Consider the following 12,238-nt stretch of genomic DNA (forward strand, 5'->3'; position numbering starts at 1 on the left):
AACATCCGCGGCATTATCCCTAATATTTATACACTTTATTTAAGCTTTATCTATAAAGCATAATTCTCGTAACGACGCAAACTTTAATCTTAAGCGTGTTTGATGGCCGCATTATTTCCGGCTTCTCCCGGCATGAAACGCCTCCATGGCCCGCTCACACAACCGAAGAAAGCACGGTCCAAATTATTTAAACCTGATTTTTTCTTTTATCTGTGATAGATCTGGCAGCACAAAAAGCAGGTAAAGAAATTTTATTTTATGCACAAAATTGCAGTTATTATCCCCAAATACGGATTGCTCGGCGGTGCTGAACAATTTGCCTCCGAATTAACCGGGAGGTTATGCGCAAACACCGACTACGGGTTTCATGTTTTTGCCAACCGATGGCAGTCCAATGCCAATCCTGTCCGGTTTCATAAGGTCCCGATCATTTCATTTCCCAAGTTCCTGACCACCGTCAGTTTTGCCTGGTTTGCCCGACACCGTCTCCAACAAAACAATTTTTCACTGGTGCACAGCCACGAAAGAATATTCTCGGCTGATATTTTTACGCTTCATGGCGTGCCTCACCGGTACTGGGTTGATCAGGTCCGCCGCAAAAGAATGAGCCTCAATGACCGGGCTACGGCCTGGGTGGAAAAGAAACTTGTCTATGAAGGCCATTGTAAAAAGTTCATTGCTGTTTCCAAATTAACCAGAGACATCTTCCTTCAGGAATACCCCATCGACCCCGACCGGGTTCAAATCATCCATCCCGGCGTCAATTTATCCGACTACGCGCATCAAAATAAAAACGATGTTCGCCACGCCGTCAGGAACGCGTTGGGAATCGACAGCACCGATCCGGTTATTATCTTCGCTTCGATGAATTTTGAAATAAAAGGCCTCGATGATATTTTACTGACCCTTGCACGATTAAAAACAGCAAACAGCAAATTTAAATTGGTGATCGCCGGAAAAGGCAACATCAAAAAGTATCGGAAAATGGCGAAGGAAATGAACATTGGCGGAAATGTCATTTTCACGGGTCCGGTCCCCAAAAATAATTTAACGGATCTTTATCTGGCAAGTGATCTGTATATCATGCTTTCCAAATTTGACACTTTCGGCATGGTTGTTCTCGAAGCCATGGCGGCAGGGCTCCCGGTCATCATCAGCAGCCATGTCGGCGCAAAAGATCTGGTGCAGGAAGGAAAAAACGGTTTCATCATCTCCGAGACATCGGACTATCCATACGTCGCCTCCCGGATTAGTCTGCTCCTGGATGGCAACATTCGCCGGCAAATGTCAGACGCCGCAGTTCAGACCTCTTTGCAAAACACCTGGGACGCGGTAGCCGGCCAATATCGTGACATTTATTCGGAAATTATTGCCTCAAAAAAGCAGGAAAGACCTTTGACGCTATGATCATCATCAACCAATCCACTTACCGGCTTCCCGATAAAATCCGAAAAGTTCTTCTTATTCAGCTTGGGGATATCGGTGATGTGGTCTGGACAATACCCAGCATATGGGCAGCAAAAAATTCAATCCCGGGCTCAGAGATTTCCGTCATGGTCCAACAGGGCTTTGGAGGCCTCCTGAAAGCGGATTCTTCCGTTTCTCAGGTGTTCGAAGTGGAGCGATATAAGGGAAATATATTCCATCAGGCAGCTTCGCACCTTTCTTTTCTAAAAAATATCAGGGATCAGCATTTCGATCTTGCGGTTGACCTGCGGCTGGGAGATCGGGGAGCATTCCTGTCTTTTGCCACGGGAGCGCCGTATCGGGTAACCCAGCATCATCCTGAAGGCGTGCCCTTCTGGAGAAGCTATCTTTTTACCCATGGCATAGTACCCGACTATCCGGTTTATCCGCGCGGCGCGACGGATCAATCCCTGCGCATTTTAAGAAAGCTCGGCATAGATTCGGATAACATCATTCCCAGGTTGCGGATTGCCGATTCCGTTAAAAAGCGTGTCGGGGATATCCTGACGCGTGAAAAAGTGGGTACTGCAAACCCTTTTTTTACCATTAATCCCTTCTCCCGCTGGTCTTACAAAGAATGGGATCATCGCAAATGGATTGAAATTATCAACTGGCTGTGGCAGGAGTTTTCTCTCCCGATCCTCATAATCGGATCAGCGGAAGAACGCCCCCAGGCGGAAGCACTCATCCGGCGCGAGAAAACACAGGGGGTATTCAACTTTGCGGGTATCACCACGCTGCCTGACCTGGCCGGACTATTAAGTTTGAGCCGTCTTCATGTGGGTGTGGACAGCGCGGCGCCTCATATTGCAGCAGCAACCGGCACTCCTACCGTCACTATTTACGGACCGACAAGCTGGCAGGACTGGGCCCCTCTGGGAAAAGATCATTATGTCATCGTGTCGGATATGGATTGCATCCCCTGCCGCCAATTAGGATGTAACAACAGCGGACGGAGCCGATGCCTGGAAGAACTGAACCCCGATCAGGTAAAAAAGGTCATTCGGGAAGCAATTGACGCAACGGCGGTTATGACCAGAAGGTTGGATGAACGCGAAAAAACAAGTACGATCGAAGACCTTGCTGGCAAAATAAGATAGCATGGGCAAATGCCGTGTTGATGCGGTCTATTCGACCATCCATCGGTCATTTACCATACTGAAGAAAAGGAATTGGGTATGCAAACTATTGCTCCCCTCCGTGTGGGAGGCATCTGTCTCGACCAACCGGCAAAATGGGAAAGTGCCTTATGGGGAAAAGTCGTCCCTTTCCTCGTCTTATTAAATGTCGCACTTAATCCCTTTCCTCATGTTACGGCAATACGTGAAGCAAGCTTTTACTCAGCCGTCGTTCTGTTGCTTTTTTATTTTTACCGATACCGCGACTGGAGCTTTTTAAAAACTCCCCTTACCCTGCCGTTTGCACTCTTTGCCGGATGGGCGGTTATCGGATTATTCTGGGCCCTCGATGTCGGTGCCAGTATCCACGATATTCGCAGTCATCTGTTAAAGTATATTTTGTTGTTCTTATTGTTGACGATTTTTTTCAACTCACGCGCAAAGATCCGTCTGTTGTTCTGGGTGATAATCGTATCAGTCATGATCTCCGGTTTGCACGACATGTACTATTTTTATGTGGTGGCCCAAAATTCCTTTTTGGCCCGTATGGGCATTCCTCATCATCAGCTTCCGGTAGGACCGCTGGGATTCATGGCCCTATTTGCCGTTGTGCTTGTTGTTCATCTGATGAGAACCGGCGAGGGACTTTGGGGTAAATGCGCTTTAACTATATGTCTTGGGGGACTTTTCTCAATATTATTTGTCACTCAAATGCGCTCGCTCATGGTTGCTTCGCCTTTTGTTATTTTTGCGCTCTTCTGGGATAATAAAAAGATTTTGTCCGCAGTCGTCCTGCTTTTGATTCTAAGTTTATACATTTTTTCCGCCCAGGTGCGTTCATTCGAGGACAAAGGATCCAATTCCGAAAGATACACGATTAACTACATTTCATTGCTGATAATCAAAGAACATCCGGTAGCGGGAACGGGCTTCAGCATCGCTCCCCCGGGCCGGAAGCTCATCGATTACGACGCGCTGCGGGCGCAGATACCGCAGAAATACAAAAATGAGACCGTTGAATATAATACTCATCATAATATCTGGCTGGGATTCATCGTGCGCTTAGGCTTGGTGGGGTTCTTACTGTCCATCTTCATCGTTATACAGGGAGTCAGGATGTGCTTTGCTGGAATAAGACAACGCAATAACCGGGAACTGCGTCTGACGGGGCAGCTTTGTCTGGGGCTTATTATTTTGTTCTCTGTTTACGGCCTCTTTAATGAGGTTTTCATGCATTTGCTCGAAGCGCCGCTGTGTGTCTTGTTTGCAATGATTGCCTTGTTATATTGCGAAGCGCAAAAAATGAGTCATCCGGAAACCGTCAGCTGAAAAAACATGTTCATGCGTATTGAACAAATGCTGATAGCCGGCGACATGAATAGTCCGCCGTTCATGTTCCGAATTTGAATTTCATCATTTTTTTTAATTTATATTCATATCGGTACAATTGCGCTTTGGCACTTCTGTGATACGCCGGTATCGTCTGGGTCGACTTAATGCCGGACTGAGAGGCGTAACGGTGAATGCATTTTGCCATATGCGGGAAGAACTGGTACTGATGAAGTATTTTCGTTCTGGCTTCTTCAAGCGCCGGAAGACGTTTCTCCCAATGGTCATCGCGAACAGCCTGTCTGATTATTTCAAGGCTGCGCTGGGGTTGATCGATATCGATTCTAATAAACGATTCCTCAGGAAAGTAATCTTCAAGATTCGTACAGCCATAATAAATCGGAATGGTCCAGGACAAGAAACTATCGGCCACCATATCCGTCCAGTAATCCGGACTGCTGCTATTTTGTAAAACAATGGAATATTTATAAGGCGCCAGCCCGTCCCATTTATCTTCAATGAAGCGAATGGCCCGTCCATAATAGTCAATATCCAGTTGAGTATCTTTCCGGATAAAATTCAAAAACGACAATCTTTTAAAATGTCCGGGCAAATCGCTCGGATTTCCGGCAATCCAGGATACCGCTCTCTCTTTAGAAGGCATGGCGATGGTGGTCAGCTCATCAAAAGTTTTGTCTACATGCCATGGATCAGCGGGGTGTGAGACAACATATTTGGGATGATTCGCAGGAAGGTAGTTTGAAAACACCCTGTGAAAAGCTTCATGCCTTTCCGCCATCCAGTCACTGTGACCCTTCAGGTAAGGTTCCTGCATGATGGCCCAGACATTTTCCCGGGGACAGCGGCAGGTAACATCCGTCTTCATCTGGTTGTTGAGCATGATCAGCACGTCACATTCATCGACAGGATCGAAAGTAAATTGAATGCCGTCCCAAAATCCCTTCCCGCCGGGTGTCTGACGCAGGAAATCCTGTCCTTTCCAACTTTTAACAATTCTAGCTAACATGTATGGCCCATCCGTTGACAATTTTGAATGATTCCGCTGTCAAGCTTTAATCATCTGATATTTTTCACACCCAGGTTTGACTGCAACTCATTGACCATACGGCTCAAACCCTGCTGCAAACCTACTTCCGGCAACCATCCGGGGACACGGCCTTTCATGGGCGTAATGGGGGTAGCTCCGATTTTCTGACCGGTCACAACCTCTGCACCTGCTGCCTCGGCAATAATCCTGGCAACATCCATTATACTGACCCATTCAAAACTACTGACATCGTAAACACCCTTAAGATTCATATCGAGTGCCTTATGAAAAGCCCGGCAGACATCATTAATGTGAATGAATTGGCGTTTTTCATCGCCTGTTGTCAGCATGACGATTTTTTTGTCGATAACCGCCTGGTGAACAAAATCACTGATGACATGGGTGCGCTGCGATGGTTTCTCCAGGGGGCCGTAAACATTCCAGAGCCTTACCCGCACCCCGTTCATCAGATGGGTCCATACTTCACCCAGCCGCTTGGTTACACCATATACCGTGTCATATTCTTCCGCCAACTGACTTGATATAAAAAGAAACGGGATCTGACTGGCTTGCAACTGCGGCATGACGTTGATCAACAGTCTCAGATTCCAATCCAGTTGCTGAAATTGCGAGTCCTGCTCATACAGGTACTTGGCGCCTCCCACCTCCCATGCCAGAAAGTAAACGCGATCGATACCTGAAAAATCGATACGGCACTGACGTAAATCCTCCGAGGCATCACGTTTGATGTCGAAGCGCACAACTTCTTCACCCAATTCCTCCAAATAAACAGCCAAAGGATTACCAACGAACCCTTCCGAGCCAAATATCAAGTTACGCATTAAATAACTCCTCTGCAACAATTGTTTAATTTTGATGGCAATCTATTAACACATTCGATGTTAGAATTCTGCAATTTTCTGGATGAAACTGCTCACCGTCGATACCGTGTAATCAATTTCGTATTCGAAAACTGAAAAAATCGAGGCGGGGTCTTCAACACTATATATCTTTCTTGTGCAGGTGATAGAAACGCTCGTTTGGATACTGTTCTTTCCCGGGATCTTTTACCCTGACCGGTTCATCAAACATTCCTTTGAGACCTGTTGCATCCGGTTGATATTTTTCTTTAAACATAAATTCCCGATTAAAAAGACTGTACTTGCTCCCTGAATGGCTTTTTATGTTGATCGGTTTATAGGTATTAACCGTTTCTTCGGCGTAATTGATAAAACTTTTCATTTTAAAACTGTTCATCTCTCTTCCGAAATGGGAGATATACCGCCATGTCATATCGCCGTCTTCTTCACCGATCCCCAGCAGCCGTTCATCAAAATACCCTAATTCGTCAATTTCCGCCCTGCTGATCAGAAAATGTGACCACGATTTATTAATCAGGAAGGATCGACCCTTGTTTTTTCTGATGGCCAGGCAGATACTGTTCATAAATGAAGCATCATTAATCATAATATCATCATTAATCAGAAGAATGTAGTCGTGAGAGGCATTGATGATAATACTGTTCCATAACTTCGATAACCCTCTGAACTGAGGAAACATGACAGGGTAGATTTTTTTATGGCAGGCAGCAAACTCTAAGATCCGTCTGCGATAAACTTCATCAAATGCCTGCTCATGCTCGCCGTTGATCGCAACGATGACTTCGGTTTCCGGCGCGTACTCTTTCAGCCGGGACAGTAAAGGAACAAAATAACGATCGAAGCGGTTTCCAAATGTGGTGATCCCGATGGAAACATTCTCCCCTGTCTCCGAGTCATTTCCTCCTCTGAAAGAATCAAACAGCTGTCCCGGAATTTTTTTAGCAATTTCTTTTAAGGTTTTCATTTTCCGAAATCTTTCTTATTCAATCCATTTTCACAAAATACGGGAATTTTCTTCCGAAAAAAATATTCCGTGTTTTGGCCTTCACGCCAGTGCTTGTCTCCCATGGCCTTCGGGTGCCAGAGATGCAGCATCCGGGAGCTTTTAATCACCGAAGCGCCGCGAAATCCCGCCATCACTAAACGCAAAGCAATATCCTGATCCTCACCGCCCCAACCGACATAGTTTTCATCATACCCATTAACCGATTCAATATCCTTTTTGTGAATGGAAAAATGGCCGCCGAAAGTCTGCTTCCGGGCAGATGCCAGCCGCAGCTTCCGCAAAATTCCATAACGGACAAATTCACGATGTTCCTTCAAAATGGGATCTTCCGGTAATTCCGCGTATATGTTTTCCAGTAAATCAGGAGAAATCGGGCCGGAAAATATTTTTCGGGCCTGCTCTTCTGTTGAATATTTACATCGGCCGGCTGCAAACCACCCGGGCCTGGCCGCGTCGACATGACTTTTTATCGCACGAGGCAGAACGGCAAAATCGGCATCCAGAAAAATCAGATAATCGCCGGTAGCATGCCGGATCCCGTTATTTCGGCACGCGGCACGGCGGGCACCGTCCCGGGGATACCAGGCATGAACAACCGGGAAAGGATAATGCCCGGCAAGCTTCTTCACTTCATTTACTGCCGTCTCGCTGGAACCATCGTCTGCAACAACCACTTCATCAAAATCATCTTTGCAGCTTTTAAGGGAATCAAGACAGCATTTCAGATAGTCCGTCTTTTCATAAAAACAAATGATAATGCTCGTCTTCACTTACTATTCCCCAATCTCTTGAACGGCGTTAAAGCGTGACCGTCATATTGTTGCAAAAGCCTCAATGACTGAGCGCCTGTCGTCTTTTTCGGTTCTATCGGGCCATTTTTGCCGCATCCAGAGTATTTTTCATCAGCATGGCGATGGTCATCGGCCCCACACCGCCGGGCACGGGCGTGATATAGGATGCCTTGGCAGCAACCTCATCAAAAGCGACATCGCCGGCCAGCTTGCCGTTTTCCAGGCGGTTGACACCGACGTCTATAACGACCGCGCCTTCTTTAACCATGTTCGCCTTAATCATGTGCGGTTTTCCCACGGCGGCAATCAGCACATCGGCCCGCGAGGTTACCACCGGCAGATCTTTTGTTTTGGAATGGCACATCGTGACCGTCGCGTTTTGTGCCAGAAGCAGAAGCGCCATGGGTTTGCCGACAATGTTGCTGCGTCCGACAACGACCGCGTCCTTTCCGGAAAGTTCAATACCGGTTCGGGTTATTAATTCCATGATGCCGCGAGGCGTGCAGGGAACAAACAGCGGCGAGCCGGTAACCAGACCGCCCACATTATAAGGGTGAAAACCATCCACATCTTTGTGCGGATCAATTGCCGCAATGATTTTATCGGTGGCAATATGCCCGGGCAGCGGAAGTTGAACCAGAACGCCATGGATGAGCGGATCCTGATTCAGATCGTTGATTAACGCCAAGAGCTTCTCTTCGCTTGCATCAACGGGCAATTTATACTCGCGCGACAGAAAGCCGACTTCCGCGCAGGCTTTGGCCTTTCTTCCCACGTAAACCTGCGATGCCGGGTCTTCGCCAACCAGCACAACCGCCAAACCGGGGACAATACCTGTTTTCGCCTTGAACGCCCGAGTTTCTTCACGAACCGCGCTACGGATGTCCTGCGCTATCTTGTTGCCATCTATGATAATTGACATGCCTTACCTTCCCATAGTCTTTATTTTTAATCAACCACCTCGCAGCAAACTGTCGAGGCGTTCAAATGAACGCTTCATATCACAACAAGCTGCGGCGAATTAACGCGCGTCCCGCAACAGCGGGATTAAAATCCTTTAATTTACAAAATGAAAAACAGGTTACAAACAGAAGGTGCGCCGGTGTGTGCTACAAACCCGGCGCACCTGGCAACAAGCCTGGTCCACTGTTATCGCTATTTTAACACCCCTGTAATCTTCAAAACCTTCTGCACTCCCGCAGGAGATGCTTATTTTTTAAAACTTTGCGTCAATCCCAATATTTATCACTACTTCTTACGAACGGGGGGAATCATAAAGTAAAAACAAGGCACTGGCAAGTAAAAAGAAGTTGACACCCCTTGAAATAACGCCATTCAAATCGATATCCGCTTGAAAAAAAATGTATTCTTTGTTAAGGAACGGCAAAACTTACAGGAGAATATAAAGACGATTACTCTAGCCCGGCTTTTAGAAGAATCTGTTCAAAAATACGCTGACCGGCCTGTCCTGATTTCTGACAACCAACGCGTTACCTACAGGCAATTGCAATCAGCCGTTCAGGCTGCCGCGCAGTCATTGAAAAGCATGGGAATGGAAAAAGGCGATAAAGTAGCCCTCATGCTTCCCAATATTCCTGAATTTGTTTATTACTATTTTGCCGTCGTCCAATCCGGAGCTGTCGTCGTTTTACTGAATACCTCGTCTACATCAGCCGAACTATGCTATCTTTTGAATAACAGCGACGCAAAGATTCTCATCACTTATCCGTCAGGAGAAAAAAAATACCGGGAAATCAAAGATCAAATTTCGTCGTGTCATTCCACCTGCGTCATTGACTCAGGAGAGATTCACATCGACAAGGATCCCCATATGACCGTCCGTAAAGATAATCTCCGGGCAGAGGCCATTAACCCTGATGATCCGGCCCAGATTATTTATACGGCGGGATTAACCGGCAAATCGCTCGGAGCTGTCCTTACTCATCGCAATCTATGCTCGCAGCTCGACATGGTTCACCCCATATTTCGCCGATCTCCGGACGATGTCGGACTTTGTCTGATTCCCCTGTTTCACTCTTTCGGAGCCACGGTGAACATGCTCAACGTCATTCAGGCCGGCTGCTCAACGGTCATGATGGATCGGTTGACCATGGACAGCCTGTTCTCCACTATTGAAAAAGAAAAAATAACTTATATCTGCGCCGTCCCCCGCCTCTATATGGGAATGGTCTTTTATGAAAAAGCAGCAAAATATGATTTGAGCTCACTTAAGCTTTGCGTCACCGGCGGCTCGGCCATGCCTCCCGAATTCATACCCGTTTTTGAGCAAAAGCTCGGTGTCCGTATTCTGGAAGGCTATGGGCTCACGGAAGCTGCTCCTTGCTGTTCTTTCAACAGGATGGAATGCGTCGCCAAACCCGGTTCCATCGGCACTCCCCTCATCGGCATTGACGCCAAAATTGTTGATGATGAAGGACGGGAGCTGCCGCGCAATCAAATTGGAGAAGTAATTGTCCGGGGCGAAAACGTCATGAAGGGCTACTATAAAGATGACATGGCCACCGCTTCAGTAATCAGGGACGGCTGGCTTTATACCGGAGATCTGGGCAGAATGGACGAGGAAAATTATATTTTCCTGACGGGCCGTAAGAAAAGAATGATCATCACCAGCGGCTTTAATGTCTATCCGCGCGAAGTGGAAATGGTGCTGGAAATGCATCCGGCTGTGCTGAACTCACGTGTATCAGGCAAAGAAGACTTGATGCGCGGCGAAGTGGTGAAAGCTCAGATTGTTTTACGCAGCGGACTTCATCCGGATGAAAAAGAAATGATCCGTCACTGCAAAATGTATCTATCTCCTTATAAAGTGCCACGCGAAGTGGAATTTGTAGCGTCCTTCGAATGATTTCAATAGATTATCCTGACCTGCGGGACAATCCCCTTTTTAGCTGAATCCATTTCGGAATTTATGACTTCCCGGCAGACACCATTTCTATCAATGACGGATCATACTCCGGCGGTTTCTCAAAACCCAGAAGATTAAGAAGTGTCGCCGCGATATTGGACAGACCTTTTTCCCGGACATCCGCCATATGATATTCGCCCTGATACAGGGGATCATAAATGATAAAGGGAACCGGATTCAGGCTGTGCGCGGTCTTTACCGATTTCGTCCCCTTCTTGTCTATCGTAAACATTTCATCCGCATTACCATGGTCTGCGGTGATGACGGCAATGCCGCCTATCTCCTTTATGACATCCAGCAATTCTCCCACGCAGCGATCCGCTGTCTCCACTGCAACTATGGCTGCATCCATCTGACCTGTATGCCCGACCATGTCACCATTCGGAAAATTCAGCCTTCCGAATCTGTAATGGCGGCTCCTGAGCAGATCAATGACGGCATCTGTTATCTCTTTTGCCTTCATCTGCGGGGCGCGGTCAAACTCAATGCGGTCGGAAGGGATCTCCACATATTTTTCCAGTGATGCGTCGATATAGCCGGAACGGTTACCGTTCCAGAAGTAAGTCACATGACCGAATTTCTGGGTTTCGGATACGGCAAAGGTTTTTACCTTTGCCGCACAAAGGTACTCGCTGATGACATGGTCGATCGCCGGAGGTTGCACCAGAAAATGGGGAGGGATATGGGCATCCCCGTCATATTCCATCATTCCCGCATAGAATATGTCTGGAAGAGGACCTCTTTCGAATTCAGAGAATTCCTTCTCGGAAAATGCTCTGGATATCTCTATGGCGCGATCACCCCGGAAATTGAAAAAGATCACGGCATCCCCGTCTTTGATCGCCCCAACGGGCGTCCCCGAACCATCGGCGATAACAAATGCCGGCAGATACTGATCGGTGGCCTTCGGGTCTTCCTCGTAAAAGGTTGTCACGGCCTCAGAAGCGGATGGAAACTTCCTCCCCTCTCCCAGAACATGGGCATCCCATCCCCTCTTCACGATACTCCAGTCGGAATTGTACCGGTCCATGGTTACCTTCATGCGTCCGCCGCCTGAAGCGATGGCGTAATCAAGGCCTTTCTGCTGCGATATGTCTTTTAGTTTCTCCTCTGTCGGTTTAATGTAATCAAGCGCCGTCCTCTCTCCCACATCCCTTCCGTCCAGAAGGGCATGGATTCTGACCTTGCTTAAATTCAGCTCGGCGCATTTGTCGATCATAATAAATAACTGTTCAATGTGGGAATGGACATTCCCGTCGGAAAGCAGCCCGATGAAATGGATCGTTCCACCATTTTGAGATTGCTTCACAATATTATCCCAGACACCGGACTGAAAGATCCTTCCCGTTTTGAGCGCCGAATTGACAAGTCGGGCGCCCTGGTCAAAGACCCTCCCGGCCCCGATGGCATTGTGCCCGACCTCGCTGTTCCCCATGTCATCATCCGAGGGCAGTCCGACTGCTGTACCATGGGCCGCGAGCCTGGTGAAAAGATCGGATTTGAACAATTGATCCAGATTGGGTGTATGAGCTTTGTAAACAGCATTCGTTTCATCCGCTTTGCCCAAGCCTATGCCGTCCATGATGATCAACAGCAGAGGGCCTTTTCTGCCCTGAAAGGATTTTAATTTCTTAAGTTTTAATAACATTGATATATTCCTTCCTCTAATCCT

General features: G+C 47.4%; 10 protein-coding genes. 4 read left to right on the top strand and 6 right to left on the bottom strand.

Annotated elements, in window-relative coordinates:
• Positions 1-258: 258 nt before the first annotated feature.
• The 3 genes from CVU71_10715 to CVU71_10725 all read left to right on the top strand — a co-directional run bounded on the left by CVU71_10715 (position 259) and on the right by CVU71_10725 (position 3,914).
• On the top strand, positions 259-1,407 hold the full coding sequence (locus tag CVU71_10715) for a hypothetical protein (GenBank protein ID PKN17988.1): 1,149 nt from the start codon (positions 259-261) through the stop codon (positions 1,405-1,407).
• Positions 1,404-2,567 (top strand): hypothetical protein, encoded by a 1,164-nt coding sequence (locus tag CVU71_10720; protein PKN17989.1) that lies wholly within the window; start codon positions 1,404-1,406, stop codon positions 2,565-2,567. The genes CVU71_10715 and CVU71_10720 overlap by 4 nt, the downstream gene beginning before the upstream one ends.
• Before the next feature lie 78 nt (positions 2,568-2,645).
• Positions 2,646-3,914, top strand: coding sequence for a hypothetical protein (locus tag CVU71_10725; GenBank protein ID PKN17990.1), 1,269 nt, complete (start codon positions 2,646-2,648; stop codon positions 3,912-3,914).
• Between the two features lie 61 nt (positions 3,915-3,975).
• Here CVU71_10725 and CVU71_10730 read toward each other — a convergent pair whose 3' ends face one another.
• The 5 genes from CVU71_10730 to CVU71_10750 form a co-directional block, all read right to left on the bottom strand.
• The gene (locus CVU71_10730; protein PKN17991.1) at positions 3,976-4,941 is read right to left on the bottom strand and encodes a hypothetical protein; all 966 of its coding nucleotides are present in this window, start codon (positions 4,939-4,941) and stop codon (positions 3,976-3,978) included.
• 50 nt (positions 4,942-4,991) lie between these two features.
• Positions 4,992-5,804 carry a hypothetical protein gene (locus CVU71_10735; protein ID PKN17992.1) on the bottom strand — a complete coding sequence of 271 codons (813 nt, stop codon included), beginning with the start codon at positions 5,802-5,804 and terminating at the stop codon, positions 4,992-4,994.
• 160 nt (positions 5,805-5,964) lie between these two features.
• Positions 5,965-6,807, bottom strand: a complete 843-nt coding sequence (locus CVU71_10740; GenBank protein ID PKN17993.1) for a hypothetical protein — start codon at positions 6,805-6,807, stop codon at positions 5,965-5,967.
• Positions 6,804-7,619, bottom strand: a complete 816-nt coding sequence (locus CVU71_10745) for a hypothetical protein (GenBank protein ID PKN17994.1) — start codon at positions 7,617-7,619, stop codon at positions 6,804-6,806. Before CVU71_10745 ends, CVU71_10740 begins: the two co-directional genes overlap by 4 nt.
• 94 nt (positions 7,620-7,713) lie before the next feature.
• Complete coding sequence (locus tag CVU71_10750; GenBank protein PKN17995.1) at positions 7,714-8,562, bottom strand: bifunctional methylenetetrahydrofolate dehydrogenase/methenyltetrahydrofolate cyclohydrolase FolD; 849 nt, start codon at positions 8,560-8,562, stop codon at positions 7,714-7,716.
• 429 nt (positions 8,563-8,991) lie between these two features.
• Between CVU71_10750 and CVU71_10755 the strand changes: the two genes are divergently transcribed.
• Entirely contained in the window at positions 8,992-10,506 is a 1,515-nt protein-coding gene (locus CVU71_10755; protein ID PKN17996.1) for a hypothetical protein, read from the top strand.
• 61 nt (positions 10,507-10,567) lie between these two features.
• Here the strand turns inward: CVU71_10755 and CVU71_10760 are convergent, their stop codons facing one another.
• Positions 10,568-12,214 (bottom strand): 2,3-bisphosphoglycerate-independent phosphoglycerate mutase, encoded by a 1,647-nt coding sequence (locus CVU71_10760; GenBank protein PKN17997.1) that lies wholly within the window; start codon positions 12,212-12,214, stop codon positions 10,568-10,570.
• Positions 12,215-12,238: the final 24 nt, after the last annotated feature.

Source organism: Deltaproteobacteria bacterium HGW-Deltaproteobacteria-6 (genome assembly GCA_002840435.1).
Taxonomy (GTDB): Bacteria; Desulfobacterota; Syntrophia; order Syntrophales; family Smithellaceae; genus UBA8904.

Excerpts from the sequence above, each read along its gene's own strand:
- CVU71_10715 (PKN17988.1), top strand. The coding sequence starts at position 259 with ATGCACAAAATTGCAGTTATTATCCCCAAATACGGATTGCTCGGCGGT.
- CVU71_10760 (PKN17997.1), bottom strand. The coding sequence starts at position 12,214 with ATGTTATTAAAACTTAAGAAATTAAAATCCTTTCAGGGCAGAAAAGGC.
- CVU71_10720 (PKN17989.1), top strand. The coding sequence starts at position 1,404 with ATGATCATCATCAACCAATCCACTTACCGGCTTCCCGATAAAATCCGA.
- CVU71_10725 (PKN17990.1), top strand. The coding sequence starts at position 2,646 with ATGCAAACTATTGCTCCCCTCCGTGTGGGAGGCATCTGTCTCGACCAA.
- CVU71_10740 (PKN17993.1), bottom strand. The coding sequence starts at position 6,807 with ATGAAAACCTTAAAAGAAATTGCTAAAAAAATTCCGGGACAGCTGTTT.
- CVU71_10730 (PKN17991.1), bottom strand. The coding sequence starts at position 4,941 with ATGTTAGCTAGAATTGTTAAAAGTTGGAAAGGACAGGATTTCCTGCGT.
- CVU71_10750 (PKN17995.1), bottom strand. The coding sequence starts at position 8,562 with ATGTCAATTATCATAGATGGCAACAAGATAGCGCAGGACATCCGTAGC.
- CVU71_10735 (PKN17992.1), bottom strand. The coding sequence starts at position 5,804 with ATGCGTAACTTGATATTTGGCTCGGAAGGGTTCGTTGGTAATCCTTTG.